The organism is Micromonospora sp. CNZ280, from assembly GCF_011759515.1.
The window spans coordinates 338,613-353,871 of record NZ_JAAOYP010000004.1; the positions used below are offsets into that span (position 1 = coordinate 338,613).

Annotated in this window: 16 protein-coding genes; 10 read left to right on the forward strand and 6 right to left on the reverse strand. The window is 74.9% G+C overall.

Going from position 1 to position 15,259, the window contains the following annotated elements; genetic code table 11:
- The first annotated feature begins 23 nt into the window (after window positions 1-23).
- From FHX32_RS28720 to FHX32_RS28730, 3 genes are all read left to right on the forward strand, one after another.
- Window positions 24-623: a TetR/AcrR family transcriptional regulator gene (locus FHX32_RS28720; RefSeq protein ID WP_167190120.1), complete on the forward strand. Its 600-nt coding sequence runs from the start codon at window positions 24-26 to the stop codon at window positions 621-623.
- A complete protein-coding gene (locus tag FHX32_RS28725) occupies window positions 620-2,248 on the forward strand; it encodes an acyl-CoA dehydrogenase family protein (RefSeq protein ID WP_167190123.1) in 1,629 nt (542 codons plus the stop codon). The genes FHX32_RS28720 and FHX32_RS28725 overlap by 4 nt, the downstream gene beginning before the upstream one ends.
- A gap of 72 nt (window positions 2,249-2,320) precedes the next feature.
- On the forward strand, window positions 2,321-2,974 hold the full coding sequence (locus FHX32_RS28730; RefSeq protein WP_167190126.1) for a spermine/spermidine synthase domain-containing protein: 654 nt from the start codon (window positions 2,321-2,323) through the stop codon (window positions 2,972-2,974).
- An 8-nt stretch (window positions 2,975-2,982) separates the two neighbouring features.
- On the opposite strand, the gene FHX32_RS28735 is transcribed toward FHX32_RS28730, so the two are convergent.
- Window positions 2,983-4,236: a hypothetical protein gene (locus FHX32_RS28735; RefSeq protein WP_167190128.1), complete on the reverse strand. Its 1,254-nt coding sequence runs from the start codon at window positions 4,234-4,236 to the stop codon at window positions 2,983-2,985.
- A 73-nt stretch (window positions 4,237-4,309) separates the two neighbouring features.
- Here FHX32_RS28735 and FHX32_RS28740 point away from each other — a divergent pair, with 73 nt between their 5' ends.
- The 3 genes from FHX32_RS28740 to FHX32_RS28750 all read left to right on the forward strand — a co-directional run bounded on the left by FHX32_RS28740 (window position 4,310) and on the right by FHX32_RS28750 (window position 6,782).
- Window positions 4,310-4,915 carry an RNA polymerase sigma factor gene (locus FHX32_RS28740; RefSeq protein WP_167190131.1) on the forward strand — a complete coding sequence of 202 codons (606 nt, stop codon included), beginning with the start codon at window positions 4,310-4,312 and terminating at the stop codon, window positions 4,913-4,915.
- A complete protein-coding gene (locus tag FHX32_RS28745) occupies window positions 4,908-5,636 on the forward strand; it encodes a hypothetical protein (protein WP_167190134.1) in 729 nt (242 codons plus the stop codon). Before FHX32_RS28740 ends, FHX32_RS28745 begins: the two co-directional genes overlap by 8 nt.
- Window positions 5,637-5,732: 96 nt before the next feature.
- Window positions 5,733-6,782 carry an SEC-C metal-binding domain-containing protein gene (locus tag FHX32_RS28750; protein WP_486481386.1) on the forward strand — a complete coding sequence of 350 codons (1,050 nt, stop codon included), beginning with the start codon at window positions 5,733-5,735 and terminating at the stop codon, window positions 6,780-6,782.
- Window positions 6,783-6,812: 30 nt separating this feature from the next.
- Here FHX32_RS28750 and FHX32_RS28755 read toward each other — a convergent pair whose 3' ends face one another.
- Entirely contained in the window at window positions 6,813-7,676 is an 864-nt protein-coding gene (locus tag FHX32_RS28755) for a class II fructose-bisphosphate aldolase (RefSeq protein ID WP_167190137.1), read from the reverse strand.
- Between the two features lie 16 nt (window positions 7,677-7,692).
- Complete coding sequence (locus FHX32_RS28760; RefSeq protein WP_167190140.1) at window positions 7,693-8,625, reverse strand: 1-phosphofructokinase; 933 nt, start codon at window positions 8,623-8,625, stop codon at window positions 7,693-7,695.
- A 225-nt stretch (window positions 8,626-8,850) separates the two neighbouring features.
- On the opposite strand from FHX32_RS28760, the gene FHX32_RS28765 reads away from it, so the two are divergent.
- On the forward strand, window positions 8,851-10,812 hold the full coding sequence (locus tag FHX32_RS28765; protein WP_167190143.1) for a hypothetical protein: 1,962 nt from the start codon (window positions 8,851-8,853) through the stop codon (window positions 10,810-10,812).
- A gap of 63 nt (window positions 10,813-10,875) precedes the next feature.
- On the opposite strand, the gene FHX32_RS28770 is transcribed toward FHX32_RS28765, so the two are convergent.
- Window positions 10,876-12,075 (reverse strand): citrate synthase, encoded by a 1,200-nt coding sequence (locus tag FHX32_RS28770; RefSeq protein WP_167190146.1) that lies wholly within the window; start codon window positions 12,073-12,075, stop codon window positions 10,876-10,878.
- 69 nt (window positions 12,076-12,144) lie between these two features.
- Between FHX32_RS28770 and FHX32_RS28775 the strand changes: the two genes are divergently transcribed.
- A complete protein-coding gene (locus tag FHX32_RS28775) occupies window positions 12,145-13,278 on the forward strand; it encodes a citrate synthase (protein WP_167190150.1) in 1,134 nt (377 codons plus the stop codon).
- Between the two features lie 114 nt (window positions 13,279-13,392).
- On the opposite strand, the gene FHX32_RS28780 is transcribed toward FHX32_RS28775, so the two are convergent.
- Both FHX32_RS28780 and FHX32_RS28785 read right to left on the reverse strand, forming a co-directional pair.
- Window positions 13,393-14,082, reverse strand: a complete 690-nt coding sequence (locus tag FHX32_RS28780; protein ID WP_167190153.1) for a permease prefix domain 1-containing protein — start codon at window positions 14,080-14,082, stop codon at window positions 13,393-13,395.
- A complete protein-coding gene (locus tag FHX32_RS28785; protein ID WP_167190156.1) occupies window positions 14,079-14,420 on the reverse strand; it encodes a helix-turn-helix transcriptional regulator in 342 nt (113 codons plus the stop codon). Before FHX32_RS28785 ends, FHX32_RS28780 begins: the two co-directional genes overlap by 4 nt.
- A gap of 81 nt (window positions 14,421-14,501) precedes the next feature.
- On the opposite strand from FHX32_RS28785, the gene FHX32_RS28790 reads away from it, so the two are divergent.
- Window positions 14,502-14,969 carry a hypothetical protein gene (locus FHX32_RS28790; protein ID WP_167190159.1) on the forward strand — a complete coding sequence of 156 codons (468 nt, stop codon included), beginning with the start codon at window positions 14,502-14,504 and terminating at the stop codon, window positions 14,967-14,969.
- Complete coding sequence (locus tag FHX32_RS28795; protein WP_486481387.1) at window positions 14,966-15,250, forward strand: DUF3817 domain-containing protein; 285 nt, start codon at window positions 14,966-14,968, stop codon at window positions 15,248-15,250. The genes FHX32_RS28790 and FHX32_RS28795 overlap by 4 nt, the downstream gene beginning before the upstream one ends.
- Window positions 15,251-15,259 lie beyond the last annotated feature (9 nt).

Here is a 15,259-nt window from a genome sequence, read left to right on the forward strand (position 1 = left end):
GTGAATGGTGATTCAATCCTTGCGTGGTCTATCGGAGCACCGAGCGGGTGCAGGCCCGCCTGAGCGCCTCGCGGCAGCGGATCATCGCCGCCGCGTTGGAGATCATGGCCGGGGCGGGATACGCCGGCTGCTCGGTCGCCGCCGTCGCCGAGCGGGCGGGCGTGGCCACCGGCACGGTCTACCGCCACTTCCCCACCAAGGCCGACCTGTTCGCTGAGGTGTTCCGCACGGCCTCGCAGCGCGAGGTGGACGCCGTCGCACGCGCCGCGGCGCTGGAGCGCACCGCCGCCGCGCAGGTGTCGGCCGTCGTCGAGACGTTCGCCGGCCGCGCGCTGAAGTCCCCGCGGTTGGCGTACGCGCTGCTCGCCGAGCCCGTCGATCCGGCCGTCGACGCCGAGCGGCTGGTCTTCCGCCGGGCGTACGCCGACCTGATCGCGGGTTACGTCGCGGCCGGCGTCGCCGACGGCGAACTGCCCCCGCAGGACCCGGAGCTGACCGCCACCGCGCTGGTCGGCGCGCTGGCCGAGGCCATGGTCGGCCCGCTGGCCGCCGGGGTCGCCGGCCCGGGCACCATCGCCGGCCTGATCACGTTCATCCACCGCGCGCTGGGAGTATCGCCGTGACGACGCACGAGGTCATCAACCAGGTTCCCCCGCTGGTCGGCTACGACGCGGCGGACGATCCGGCCCTGCTCGACGGGCTCGAGCGGGAGGGCGCCGGTTGGGCCGCCGCCGAGCTGCACGAGCTCGGCCGCCTCGGCGGCACCGAGGCGGCGATCGAGCACGGGCGGTTGGCGAACGACCACCCGCCGGTGCTGCGCACCCACGACCGCTACGGCCACCGGATCGACGAGGTGGAGTTCCACCCGGCCTGGCACGAGCTGATGCGTACCGCTGTCACGCACGGGCTGCACGCCGCGCCGTGGGCGGACGACCGGCCGGGCGCCCACGTGGCCCGGGCCGCCAAGTTCTACACCTGGCGGCCCGACGCCGGGCACGGCTGCCCCATCTCGATGACCTACGCGGCGGTACCGGCGCTGCGCCACGAACCCGGGCTGGCCGCGCGGTACGAGCCGCTGCTCACCGCCACCACGTACGACTTCGGGCTGCGCGCGCCGCTGGGCAAGCGGGGTCTGCTGGCCGGCATGTCGATGACGGAGAAGCAGGGCGGCTCGGACGTCCGCGCCAACACCACCACCGCCCGCCCCGAGCCGGACGGCAGCTACCGGCTGCTCGGGCACAAGTGGTTCACCTCTGCGCCGATGTGCGACGTCTTCCTCACCCTCGCCCAGGCGCCCGGCGGGCTCACCTGCTTCCTGGTCCCGCGGGTGCTGCCGGACGGCAGCCGCAACCCGATGCGGCTGATGCGGCTGAAGGACAAGCTCGGCAACCGGTCCAACGCCTCGGCCGAGGTCGAGTACGAGCACGCCGTCGCCTGGCGGGTCGGCGACGAGGGGCGGGGCGTGCGGACCATCATCGACATGGTCAACCTGACCCGGCTGGACTGCGTCATCGGCGCGGCGGCCGGGATGCGCCAGGGCGTGCTCACCGCCGCCCACCACGCCACCCACCGGCAGGCGTTCAGCCGGTACCTGGTCGACCAGCCGCTGATGCGCAACGTGCTGGCCGACCTCGCGGTCGAGTCCGAGGCCGCCACCGTGCTGATGATGCGGCTCGCCGGCGCGACCGACCGGTCCGCGCGCGGCGACGACGCCGAGACCGCGTTCAAGCGGCTCGCCCTCGCCGTCGGCAAGTACTGGGTGTGCAAGCGCTGGCCGGCGCACGCCGCGGAGGCTCTCGAATGCCTGGGCGGCAACGGCTACGTCGAGGAATCCGGCATGCCGCGGCTGTTCCGCGAGTCCCCGCTGAACTCGATCTGGGAGGGTTCGGGCAACGTCGCCGCGCTGGACGTGCTGCGCGCTCTCGGCCGAGAACCCCAGGTCATGGCCGCGTTCCAGGCCGAGGTGGGGGCCGCCGCCGGCGCCGACGCCCGGCTCGACGCGGCGGTACGCCGGCTGCGGGCCGACCTGTCCGACGCCGGTGACCTGGAACTACGGGCCCGCCGCGTCGTCGAGCGGCTCGCGCTGGTGCTCCAGGGCTCGCTGCTGGTCCGGTACGGCCACCCCGCCGTCGCCGACGCCTTCTGCGCCTCCCGGCTCGGTGGCGACCACGGGCAGGCGTTCGGCACCCTGCCCAGCGGGGTCGACTTCGCCGCGATCATCGACCGGGCCGTACCCAAGCTGGGCTGACCGGGCCGCACCGGCGGCCGGTACGCGGAAAAGCGGCGGACCGGCGGGGGCGCCCTGACATAGGTTGGCGGGGTGGAGAGCGCGGCCGTCATCGTCGAACGCCGGGTCACCGAACGCGGCGAACTGGTCCTGCGGGCCGACGCGGGGCACTACGAGGTGATCAGCAACGGGGTGTTCCTGATGGACACCCGCGCCGGGCGGTCCGAGCGGCTGCTGATCCAGGCGGCGCTGGCGGCGGTACCCGGGAACCCGCGGCTGCTCATCGGCGGGCTCGGGGTGGGCTTCTCACTGGCGGAGGCGGCCCGCTCGGAACGGGTCGCGGAGATCACCGTGGTGGAGATCGAGCCGGCGCTGGTCGCGTGGCACCGCAGCCACCTGTCCCGGTTCAGCGAACACGCCCTGGACGACCCCCGGGTACGGGTGGTGACCGCCGACATCGTGTCCTGGCTGCGCGGGACCGACCAGCGCTTCGACGCGATCTGCCTGGACGTCGACAACGGTCCGGACTGGACGGTCTTCGACGGCAACGCCGACCTCTACGGCGTCGACGGTGCCGCCCTGCTCCGGTCCCGGCTGCGCCCCGGCGGGGTGCTGGCGGTCTGGAGCGCCGCGCCCTCCCCCGGGTACGCGCGGCGGCTGGCCGAGCACGTCGGCCCGGTGGACACCCATCGGGTCGACGTGCCGCGTGGCGAGCCGGACGTCGTCTACCTCGCGCACGCCCGGTAGCGGGATCGTCAGCCGACTCCGGCCAGGCTGTGCAGCGCCACCAGGCCGGGCACGGCGACGCGGCCGAGTTCCCGGCCGGTGGCGGGGTCGTACCAGCTCACGGCCCGGGTCTGGCCCACGTGGAGGCGATTGCCGCCGGGGCTCAGCACGAGGCCGGCGACCGGCTCGCGGACCGGCCACCGCGCGGCCTCGCCGAGGCCGGCGAGGTCCACCGTGCGTACGGTCGTGCCGGCGCCGATGAACAGGCGGTTGTCGTCCGCGGCGACGTGGGCCGCGCCGGTGGCCGTGGCCAGGGTGGCCGTCCGGCGTACCGTCAGCTCCTCGGTGGAGATCTCCGCGACGCCGCCCGAGGCGACGTCGGTCACGTAGATTCGCCGTCCGTCCGGCGTGATCGCCATGCCGTGACCGCTCGCCGGCCCCTCCCCGAACGGGTGCGGCAGGTCGACGCAGTACGCCCACCGCTCGACCAGGTTCAGCGTGTGGACGAACGCGTGCGCGTTGCCCGGCCGCCCGCTGACCAGGTCGCGGGTGTGCCGGTGGCCGGGCTGGTGGGTGTAGAGCGTGTAGAGCGTCCGGCGGTCCGGGGCGAGCACGGCCTGGCGTCCGTCGCCGCGCATCTCCTCCTCGGTGCCCGGTGGGACCGGCGCCTTGGCCCGGGTGGAGAGTGGGCCGGGCGTGCCGGTGGCGAGGTCGACAACCCGGACCCGGTAGCGGTCCGGCGCCGCCGCCGGCAGCCATTCGAGGACGAACAGGCCGGTGAGGTCGCCGGTGAACGCCTCGGGCACGACGTTGCCACGCAGGTCGAGCCGCTGGCGGACCCCGCCGGCGTCGGCGATCAGCACCGGCGTGACGTCCCGCCCGGCCGGACGCCCGGCGGTGACGCGCACGAGCTCCGAGGTGAGGGCCACCGCCGTACCGTGGGCGGCGACGGCCTGCGGCACCCACCGTCCCGGCAGGACGACCCGGGGCGACGTGCTGCCGGTGACGGTGTCCGCCCGCCAGAAGGCGGTGTCGGCGCCCTGGGGAGCGGCCGCGTAGACCGTCCGCCCGTCCGCGGTGGCGACGGCGTGCGGGAGCGTCCGCCGCTCGGCGCCGCGCAGCACACCGAGACCGCCGGCGAGTTCGACGAGCAGCGGGTCGGGAATCGCGGCGGTGGGTGCCGAGGCCGGGCCGCCGGTGGGATCGCAGCCGACCAGCGCGACGGCGCCGGTGCCGGCGAGCGCGGTCAGCAGGGTACGCCGCGAGAGCGTCGTCGTGGCCATCATGTCTGGGTGACACCGCCGCGTCCGCCGGGGTTCCGCCCGGTCGGTGGTACGCCGAGGTTCCGCTCGGCGGGTGGAACCGGGACGGCGTACGCGGTGTCATGAGGTCAGTCACCCGGAGGTTCCCCTGGACGACGAAGAGTTCGTCACCCGCGCTCGAGCCGGTGACCTGGAGGCGTACGAGTTCCTGGTCGCCCGGCACACCGCGTCCGCGCACCGGACGGCGGTGCTGCTCGGCGCGGGCTCGGACGCGGAGGACGTCATCCAGGAGGCGTTCGTGAAGGGCTACCGCAAGCTCTCCCGCTACCGCGGGGAGTCGTCCTTCCGCTCCTGGCTGCTGGCCATCGTGGCGAACGAGACCCGTAACCTGCACCGGTCGCGGGGGCGGCGGGACGGGCTGGTGCTGCGGGCCGCGGCGAACCGGGAGCCGGAGGTCGCCGAGGATGCGGCGGTCGGCGCCGTGCTGGCCGCGGAACGCCGCGCCGCGCTGGTCGACGCGCTGCGTCGGCTGCCGGAGAAGGACCGCGAGGTGATCGTCTGCCGGTTCTTCCTGGATCTGAACGAAGAGGAGACCGTGACCATGCTGGGCTGGCCGCGGGGCACTGTCAAGTCGCGCACCTCCCGGGCACTGGTGAAGCTCCGCGCCCTGCTCGACACTGCGGAGGTCCGCGGTGGATGACCTCGAACGGGAGCTGCGGGCACTGTCCACCTCGCTGCGGACGCCCGAGCCGCCCGACGTCACCGCCCGGGTTCGCGCCCGGCTCGGCGCGCCCGCGCCCCGGCGCAGCCGCTGGCGCCGCTGGCGTTACCACCTCGCGGTGGTGCTCGTCGCGGTTCTCGTCGCCCTGCTGCCGCCCGGGCGGGCCGCCGTCGCCGACGCCGTGGTCGGGCTGCTGCGCTTCGCCGGGATCACCGTCGACACGTCGTCCGGGCCGGCCCTGCCCACCGGCACCCCGTCGCCGATGCCGTCGCAGCGGCCCGCCTCCCTGGCCGAGGCGCAGCGGGCGGTGCGCTTCGCGATCCGCGTGCCGACCGCGCTCGGCCCGCCCGAGCAGGTGCTGGTCGCCGACCCGGACGGCACCGGCGGGCACCGGGTCGCCACCCTGCTCTACCGCGGGGGCGCGCTGCGCCTCGACGCCTTCGACGGCCGGCTCGACCCGGTCTTCCACAAGCAGGCCAGCGGGCCGGGCACCGAGCTGATCCAGCTAGACGGGGACTTCGCGGTCTGGGTGGGCGGACCGCACGCCGTGGCGTACGTGGACCGCACCGGCACGGTCCGGGTGGAGACCGCCCGGCTCGCCGCCTCGACGCTGGTCTGGGAGGAGGCCGGCGTGACCTACCGGCTGGAGGGCGAGGTCACCCAGGCCGAGGCGGTGCGGATCGCCGGCACGCTGGACTAGCCGGTTGCTCCCGTCGGACGGCGGCCCGGTGGCGTGAGATCGGCGTAACAGGTGATCCGGGAGTGCTCAGGGGGATCACCGACGTACCGTGAGATCGTGCAAACGACAGACGTGATCACCAGCGCCGACCTCGCCGAACTGCGCCGCTCGGCGCTCGGGACGGCCAATCCGCTCGGCGTCGCCGCCGAGCTGGCCGAGGCCGTGGAGCAGGGCCGGCTGGCGGAGCCGGCGGATGCCGGGGACGCGTTGACCCTGGCCGCCGAGATCGCCGAGATCCGGGCGCGGCTGGACGCCGCACTCCGGTACGCGGACCGGGCGGTGGCCACGTACCCGTCCGGGGACGACCCGCGGGCCGGGATCGCCCGGGCGCTGCGGGCCCGGATCCTGTTCCGCGCCGGCGGCCGCGAGGACGAGGCGATGGCGGAGCTCACCGCGCTGCGTCCGCTGCTGACCGAGCAGCCCGACGCCCCCGCGTACGTCAGCGCGGCGTTGGACGCCGGCGGCCGCACCGCGGTGGCCGAGGAGTGGCTGAGCGCGGCGGTCGACACTCTGCTCGGCGAGCGCGCCGGCGCCGCCGAACCGGCCGCCTCGACCGCTGCCGCCGCCGAGGCGGCGCTGGAGGTGGGCCCGCCGGAGGCGCCCGGCGTCCTGTTCTTCCTGCTGCAACAGCGGCACCGGGTACGCCGCGACCTCAACCTGCCGCACGACCGCAACGACGACCTCGCCGACCGGCTGGAGGCCCGGCTGGTCCGCCGGGCCCAGGAGCGGCAGGCGGCCGAGCCCGACCTGCTCTTCTGGCCCCGGGCCGAGTTCGACCGGCTGCTCGCCGAACAGGCGGCGCTGACCGAGGCGTACGGGCCGGACTGGGACGCGCACCGGGCCCGCCTGGAGAAGCAGTTGGTCCGGCTGGCCGGCGCCGGCCGCACCGGGCTGCACGTGCTCAGCGGATCGGTGGACGGGCTGGTCGGCCACGCCGGCCGACACGACGGCGACCCGGCGGACCCGGAGATCCGGGCCGGTTACGCGCGCGAGCTGGCGGCCCGCCCGACGGCGCGGATCGGCTGGCCGCCGGAGCGCAACGACGCCTGCTGGTGCGGCTCCGGCAGCAAGTACAAGAAGTGCTGCCTGCCGCGCTCCCGCGGCTGAACCGTCGGGTGCGGCGGCCCGGTCGCCGGTTCAGCCGGTGGTGGGGGCGGCGAGCAGCCGGAGGAAGTGTTCGACGGTCTGCGCCATCGCGGTCCGGCCGAGCGACAGGTACGCCCGCGGGTCGGCGCCGCGGGGATCGTCGGCGAGGCGGGCCCGGACCGCCGCGGTGAACGCGACGTTCAGCGCGGTACCGATGTTGATCTTCACGATGCCGCCGGCCGCCGCCTGGACGAGTTCGGCGTCGGAGACGCCAGACGAGCCGTGCAGCACCAGCGGCACGTCGACCGCGTCCCGGAGCTTGGCGATCAGCGCGTGGTCGAGGGTGGCCGTGCGGGTGGTCATGGCGTGCCGGCTGCCGACCGCCACGGCCAGCGCGTCCACCCGGGTCGCCGCCACGTACGCCGCCGCCTGGTCGGGGTCGGTACGGGCGCCGGGCGCATGGGCGTCCAGCGGCGCCTCGCCGTCCTTGCCGCCGATCCAGCCCAGCTCGGCCTCGATCCAGAGCCCCCGGTCGTGGGCCCAGTCGGCGGCCCGCCGGGTCGCCTCGACGTTGGCCGCGTAGGGCAGCCCGGCCGCGTCGTACATCACCGAACTCACTCCGGCGTGGGCGGCCTGGCGCAACAGTCCTTCGTCGCACACGTGGTCCAGGTGCAGCGCGACGGCGACGGCGGCGGACCGGGCCACCTCCGCGGCCGCCCGGGCGATCGGCAGCACCCGGCCGCCGTGGTACTTCACAGCGTTCTCGCTGATCTGGAGGATGGCCGGGGCGCCGACCCGCTCCGCCGCGTTCACCACGGCCTCGGCGTGTTCGAGGGTGATGACGTTGAAGGCGGCGGCCGCGTGGCCGGCGCGGGCGGCCCGCGCGACGAGGTCGGCGGTGGCGGACAGGGGCATGGCGGACTCCGGGTGCTCAGGTGGTGTGGGGCGTCGGCGTGCGGGTCACCGCCGGCCGGGGGGCGAGCCGGCGGTAGGTGTCGGCGTCGAACTGGCCCGCGCGGGGTGCCCGCACCGTGGCGGCGGAGAGCGCCACCGCGTCCGCCAGCCGCCGCGGCCACGGGGTTCCGGTGTGGAGGCCGGCCGCGATCGCGGCGACGACCGAGTCGCCGGCCCCGGTCGGGTTGCCGGCCAGGGGCTCCGGCGGTTCGGCGCGGAAGGTGCCGTCGGGGGTGGCGGCGAGCAGGCCCGCCGGTCCCAGCGACGCCACCACCGCCCGCGCCCCCGCCGTGCGGAGCGCCTCGGCGGCGGCGAGCGGGTCGGGCAGGCCGGTGGCCTCCGCCAGTTCGGTGGCGTTCGGCTTGACCACGTCCGGGCCCGCCGTGACGCCGGCGCGCAGCGCCGCTCCGGCCGCGTCCAGGATCACCGGCACGCCGGCCCGCCTGGCGGCGTCGGTCAGCTGGGCGTACGCGGTGTCGGGCAGCCCCGGCGGCAGGCTGCCGGAGAGGACGAGCACGGAAGCGTCGGCGAGCAGTCGGTGCACCTGCGCGCGGAGCGCCTGCCACTCCGCGCCGGACACCGCCGGACCGGCCTCGTTGAAGACGGTGGCGTCGCCGCTGCCGAGGTCGACGACGGTGAAGGTGCGTCGGCTCTCCCCCGCGGTGTCGACCAGCCGGTGGGCGATGCCGTGCCGGTCGAGGTCGGCGGCGACGGCGGCGCCGGTGAGGCCGCCGCGGAACGCCACGGCGACGGCGGGCAGCCCCAGCGTGTGCAGGACGCGGGCGACGTTGACGCCCTTGCCGCCGGCTTGGGCGGCGACGTCGGTGACCCGGTGGCTGCGGTGCGGCACCAGCGACGCGACGGTGTGGGTGATGTCGAGCGCCGGGTTCAGGGTGACCGTGACGATCATGTCGTCGCCGGCCGCGCCGTGTCAGGGTGCCGCATGACCCCTCCGAGTTTCCGCATTGGGGCTGGACCGTAATACGGCAGCCAGCCCGCTGGCAACTGTCGGTGCCGGCGGTCGCCACCCGATCGGGTCGTCGCAGGCACCGGCGGGCCGGGACCGACCCTTGACGGTCCACTTCGACCATCATTAAGGTCCGGCCCGTAATGACGTGGACGAACGGAGACAACGATGCCCCTCAGCCGTCGATCACTCCTGGCCGGTAGCTGCCTCACCGGCGCTGCCCTGGCCGTGGGCCACGGATCGCTCGCCACGCCGGCCTTCGCGCAGGACGACGAGCCGCTCACCCCGACCAGTTTCGGGCCGGCGTCGTTGACCGCCGCCGTCCGCGGCGCCGCCGTCATCGGCGACAGCGTCTTCATCACCTCCCGGTTCAACACCCCCGAGGGGAAGATGCGGCTGGGCGAGTTCGACGTCAACACCGGCGAGATGCGCAGCATCGACGACCTGGCCATCCCGAGCAACGGCGGGCAGAAGCTGGCCGCCGACGGCCGGTACGTCTACATCGGCCCGGCCGGCAGCGCGTACGTCCACCGGTTCGACCCGCAGACCAGGGAGCTGGTGGCCTGGGCGCGAGCCGGTGGCAGCACCACCTGGTACTACGACATGGTGGTGCACGGCGAGCACCTCTACCTCGGCACGTACCCCGACTGCACGGTCAAGCGGGTGCGGCTGGCCGACGCGACGGTCGAGACGTACGGACGCATCTCGACCTCGAAGTACGCGGCGGCCGTGGCGGTCGACGACGAGTACGTCTACGGCGGCTCGGCCGCGCCCGGCACCCTGCTGGTGTGGCCGAAGGCCGGCGGCGCCCCGACCGACCTGACCGCGCACCTCAGCGCCTCGCCGGTCGGCATCCTCGACCTGGTGGTCAACGACGGGGTCATCTACGTGGCCAGCGGCCGGCAGCTGATCTCGTTCCGCCGCGACGGCTCCGGCCGAGTCTCCCGGGACATCCCGGCCGAGGACCGCTACATCGACCAGCTGACCGTCGGCGGCGACGGCAAGGTGTACGCGCTGACCCGGCTCACCACCAACCTGTACGAGGTGACCGCGGACGGCCTGGTCCGGGTCGGCAAGCCGCTCGCCGACGTGGAGAACCAGCTCCTCGCCCCGCTGCCCGGCGGCGCCCTGCTCGGCGTGAGCGGCCTCGGGCACGTGTGGCGGGCGACGCCGAACGGCGCGGCCACCGTGTGGCGGACCGCCACCCGCGGCTTCGGCTACCCGGAGACCATCCAGTCGATGCTGCGGCACACCCGCAACACCGTCTGGGTCGGTGGCCACTACGCGATGACCGTGCACCGCCCGGAGGCCGGCACCAGCCAGCGGTTCGACGTCAACGGCGAGGTCAAGGCGATGGCCGAGGGGAAGGCGGGCACGGTGTACGCCGGCCTCTACCCGAGCACCCAGATCGTGGTGATCGACCCGGACAGCTTCGCCGTCACCGTGCTGGGGCTGCTCGGCAACGAGCAGCTGCGCACCAAGCGGATCCACGTCGACCGACCGCGCAACCAGCTGATCGTCGCGTCCAGCCCGCAGACCACCAAGCACACCGGCGCGCTGACCTTCGTCGACCTGTCCGACAACAGCTTCGACTCGCACCGGGAGTTCCTGCCCGAGCAGAGCGTGATGGACGTGGTGGTGCAGGGCACCACGGCGTACCTCGTCGGCGACACGTACGGCGAGGGCACCAGCGGGCCGATCCGCAGGACGGCGCAGGTGGCGGCCGTCGACATCGTCACCCGCAAGCTGCTGTGGCGCGAGGAGATCAAGCCGGACTGGCAGTCGTACGAGAGCTTGCACGTGGTCGGCAACCTGCTCTACGCGATGGGCCGCCGCCCGCGCGGGGCCTGGTTCGCCTACGACCTGACCACCCGCACCATCGTGATGGAGGGTGACCTCGGCGGGTACGGCCAGTTCAACGGGGTCGACGGCCGGGTGTTCTCCTGGGTGCACTGGACCAACGACATCTGCGAGCTGCCGACCGTGCCGGGCGGCGAGGTGACCACGCTCTACGACAACGTGCCACGTGGCTGGTACAACAACCCGGCGTTCCACTTCACCCCGGACGGCAAGGCGACCTGGGGCATGCTCGGCATGGACCTGGCCCGCTTCCCGCTGCCGAAGAAGTAGCCCGGCTCCGCCGGGCCCGGGCCGCGGTCCGGACCCGGTCGGGCCGCCGCCCGCCGGTCGGGCTCACCCGGCGGCGGGCGGCGGCCCGGTGTAGCCGCTGTTCCACCGGAACCGGTTGGCCGGCTGGGCGTACTCCTCGATGACGTGTGCGATCCAGCCCGCCGTCCGGGCCACTGCGAAGACCACCTCTGCCGCGCCCGGTCCCATGCCGGTGGCGTGCGCCAACGCGGCGAGCGCGAAGTCGACGTTGGGCCGGGCGTCCCGCCGCGCCGCCGTCGCGACCAGGTCGTCGACAGTGTGCCGGAGGGCGCCGTCGACCGACAGGTCCGCGACCAGGTCGAGCAGCGCCGCCCCGCGCGGGTCGCCGTCGGGGTAACGCGAGTGCCCGAAGCCGGGCAGGCCGCCGGTCCGCAGCCACTCGGCGACCGCGGCCGCCGTCCCGTCCCGCAGCGCGGCCTCGATGAACCGGTGGACGGTGCTGCCGATCGCGCCGTGCATCGGCCCGTCCAGCGCGCCGAGACCCGCGAGCACCGCCGCGTAGGGGTTCGCCCGGGTCGACGCCGCGACCCGCACCGCGATGGTCGAGGCGGCCAGGTCGTGGTCGGCGAGCAGGACGAGTGCGGCGTTGAGCGCGCGGACGCCGTCCGGGTGCGCCGGCGCGCCGGTCAACCGGCACCACAGCCGGGCCGCCAGGCTGTCGTCCGGTGGCGCCTCACCGGCCGGAGGCAGGGCGTCGACCATGGTGGACAGCAGTGCGGGCGCGAGCGCGGTGACGGTGGCCGGCGCCAGATCGAAGCGGAGCGGGTCCATCGCGGCGGCGACGGCGACGATCACCGGCAGCCGGTCGAAGACCCGGGCCTGCGCGGGCAGGTGCTCGCTCGCCCGCCGCGCCCGCTCCAGGGTCTCCGCGGGTGCGGTGAAGGCGGCGGGCCGCCGTTCGCCCGTCCAGAGCCACTGCGCGACTTCCTCGAACGAGGTGACCGGCGCCAGCGTCGCGGCGTCCAGCCCTCGGTAGTGCAGCCGCCCGTACGCGATCAGCGTGGTGGCGGTCCGCATCGCCGGGGCGGCGTCGCGTTCCGGCCGGGTCGCCTGCGTACGGGCGGCCAGCCGCTCCACGTCGGCCAGCCGGAACCGACTGACCCGCTCGCCCTGAACCTTGACCCGGTCAAGCAATCCCCGACTGACGTACGCGTAGACCGTCTCCGGCTTGATCCGCAGGCGGTGGGCCACCTCGGCGGTGGTCAGCAGGGGTTCTCCGGGCATGTGGCCATGCTCTCACATTGACTGGATCAATGTTGACTGGCCGCGCTCGGCGGCGCGAGGCTGCCGGGCATGGCTGACACCATCACCGTTCCGCGCGGGCTCGCCGGCGTCGTGGTCACCGACACCACCATCGGCCACGTCCGCGGCCACGAGGGCTTCTACCACTACCGCCAGTACTCGGCCATCGACCTGGCCGAGCGCCGCACGCTGGAGGACGTCTGGGCGCTGCTCATCGACGGTTCCCTCCCCGCCGAGCCCAAGGCGCTGCACGGGGAGATCGCGCCGCTGCGCCACATCCCACCCGCGGTCGCCGCCGCCCTGCCCGGCATCGCCGCCGCCTCGGCGTCGCAGGACCCGATGGGCGGGCTGCGCGCCGCGCTGGCCGTCGCCGGCCTCGCCGGCGGAGCCCGCCCGCTCTACGACACCCCGCCCGCCGAACGGCGGTCCCAGGCGATGGCGCTCTGCGCCCTGACGCCCAGCCTGCTGGCCGCGCTGTACCGGCTGCGCGCGGGACTGGAGCCGATCGCGCCGCGGGACGACCTGTCGCACGCGGCGAACTACCTGTACATGATCACGGGCGAGGAGCCGTCCGAGGTCCACGCCCGGGCGATCGAGCGCTACCTGATCGCGACCGTCGACCACGGGTTCAACGCCTCGACGTTCACCGCCCGCGTCATCGCCTCCACCGGCGCCGACATCCACGCCTGCGTCGGCGGGGCCCTGGGGGCGCTGTCCGGCCCGCTGCACGGCGGCGCTCCCAGCCGGGCCCTCGACACCCTCGACGCCATCGGCTCGATCGACCGGGCCAACGCGTGGCTGCGTTCCCGGATCCTGAACGGCGAGCGGATCATGGGGTTCGGGCACCCGATCTACCGGACCGAGGACCCACGGTCCCGGATGCTCAAGGGTATCGCCCAGTCCCTCGGCGGTGAGCTGGTGGACCTCGCGGTGGCCGTGGAGGAGCGGGTGCTGTCGTTGCTGGCGGAGCTGAAGCCGGGCCGCGAGCTGCACACCAACGTGGAGTACTACGCGGGGGTGGTCATGCACCTGTGCGGGCTGCCCCGGGAGATGTTCACCCCGACCTTCGCCACCAGCCGGGTCATCGGATGGTGCGCGAACGTGCTGGAACAGGCAGCGGACTCGAAGATCATCCGGCCGGACTCGCGCTACGTGGGCCCGCCCCCGCCACAGCCGGTGCCGTGAGCGGACCCGTGGGTCGGGACGCTCCGGCTGCTGATCCACCGCGTCACCTGCCGATCCGGACGTGATCGCCCGGCCCGGCCGTCGGCGCGTCAGGTGCCGGGGCCGCCGGTGACCTCAGCCCTCGCCGCCGGCGACGAGCGGGGTACGGGCGCACTGCCGGCAGGCGCGGGCCGAGGCCGCGATCCGGGCGTGCACGGCGACGGCGAGCACGGCGATGAGCGCGCCGAGCGGCCAGTTCCCGGCCAGCGCCGCCGCGACGGCGAGGGTGAGGGCGCTGATCGCGAGCGCCGCAGTGGCGGTGGTGCCGGCCCAGGCGACCAGCAGCGGCAGCCGGTGCGGGGTGGGCAGCCGGCGGGCCAGGGCCCCGGTGAGCGCCAGCGAGGCCCCGGCCAGCAGGGCTGCCGCGGCGGCCACGCCTCCCAGGTGGGCGGCCAGGGTCTGGGCGAGCTGGGGCACGTGCCGGCCCTGGCCGCCGCCGACGATCGTCACCAGGTGCCAACAGGCCAGCAGGAAGGGGACGGCGAGGACGACGGCACGGGCGGTGTGGCGGGCCTGGGCGACGGTGAGTTCCTGCTGGAAGGCGGGCGCGACCTCGTCGACGCTGCCGAAGTCGCGCACCGCGGCCCGGGCGGCGTGGTTGTCGACGGTCGCACCACGGGCGAACGCCGTCGCGGCATCGGTGAGGCCGTCGCGCGCCTCGGTCAACATCCGGGCCTTGACCCGTGCCGGGCCGTGCAGGGTGGCTGCCAGGGCCGCGAGATGGTCCTCGATCGGGTCGGGCCCGGCGCGGTCGAGGGCCGTCACGTGGCCGGCCTCGGCGCCGGCGTCGGGTCCAGGACGGCACCGATCGCGGAGGTGAGTTCGCGCCAGGCGGTGCGCTTGTCGACCAGGGCCCGCCGCCCGGCGTCGGTCAGCTCGTAGCAGCGACGGCGGCGCTCACCGACGGACTGCCAGTCGCTGCGCAGCAACCCGAGCCGTTCCAGCCGTTGCAGGGCCGGATACATCGTGCCCGTACGCAGTTCCAGGGCTCCACCGCTGCGGTCCCGGACGGCCGCGATGATCGCGTAGCCGTGCAGCGGCCCCCGCTCCAGCGCGGCCAGCAGCAGCGCGTCCAGGTGCCCGCGCACGGCGTCGTCCTTCATCGGTAGGCAGCCTACCTCTCCTCCTGTAGGTGTGCTATCTATTGGTAGCCAATATGTAGGCCACCAACCTAAGGGGAACCGGTGACCAAGCTACTGCTGTCGGTGCACGTCCTGGCGGCGATCCTGGCGATCGGACCGATCGCCGTGGCCGCCTCGCTCTTCCCGCGCTACGCCGGTGGCGACGGCCGCGAACCGGGCGGCCGCGCGTCCCAGATCGCCGCGTTCCTGCACCGCACCTGCCGCGCCTACGCGGTCGTCGGTGTGGTGGTCCCCGTCTTCGGGCTCGCCACCGGCGCGCAACTCGGCGTCCTGACCGACGCCTGGCTCGTCACCTCGATCGCGCTGACCGCTGTCGCCGCCGCCCTGCTGGCACTGGCCATCCTCCCCGGCCAGCGGCGCCTGCTGTCCACACCCGACGGTACGAGCGGCGGCGCGGGGGCGCGGACGGCGGCGCGCCGGCTGGCGATGACCACCGGCATGTTCAATCTGCTCTGGGCGATCGTGGTCGTCCTGATGATCGTCCGCCCCGGCTCCACGACGGGAGTGTGACCGGCGTGCGTACCCTGCGGATCGTGGCCGCGGCCGAGGCGGTCTCCCTGGTGGTCCTGCTGGCCAACCTGGCCACCGTGCACGCCGAGGCGATCACCGCCCTGGGCGGTCCGGTGCACGGCGCCGCCTACCTCGCCGTCATCGCCTGCACCTGGCTGACCGGAGCCGCCACCCCGGCCGCCCGCCGGCTCGCCCTCATCCCCGGCTTCGGCGGCCTGCTCGCCCTACGGCGCATCCAGCGCGCCCCCGCGCCGGCCACCGGCGCCGCGGCCGCGCGCTGAACACGGCTC

What these genes read in the sequence shown, in the direction of transcription:
- FHX32_RS28770 (WP_167190146.1), bottom strand. Translation starts at nt 12,075, where the DNA reads ATGCCCGGAGAACCCCTGCTGACCACCGCCGAGGTGGCCCACCGCCTG.
- FHX32_RS28760 (WP_167190140.1), bottom strand. Translation starts at nt 8,625, where the DNA reads ATGATCGTCACGGTCACCCTGAACCCGGCGCTCGACATCACCCACACC.
- FHX32_RS28775 (WP_167190150.1), top strand. Translation starts at nt 12,145, where the DNA reads ATGGCTGACACCATCACCGTTCCGCGCGGGCTCGCCGGCGTCGTGGTC.
- FHX32_RS28765 (WP_167190143.1), top strand. Translation starts at nt 8,851, where the DNA reads ATGCCCCTCAGCCGTCGATCACTCCTGGCCGGTAGCTGCCTCACCGGC.
- FHX32_RS28785 (WP_167190156.1), bottom strand. Translation starts at nt 14,420, where the DNA reads ATGAAGGACGACGCCGTGCGCGGGCACCTGGACGCGCTGCTGCTGGCC.
- FHX32_RS28755 (WP_167190137.1), bottom strand. Translation starts at nt 7,676, where the DNA reads ATGCCCCTGTCCGCCACCGCCGACCTCGTCGCGCGGGCCGCCCGCGCC.
- FHX32_RS28735 (WP_167190128.1), bottom strand. Translation starts at nt 4,236, where the DNA reads ATGGCCACGACGACGCTCTCGCGGCGTACCCTGCTGACCGCGCTCGCC.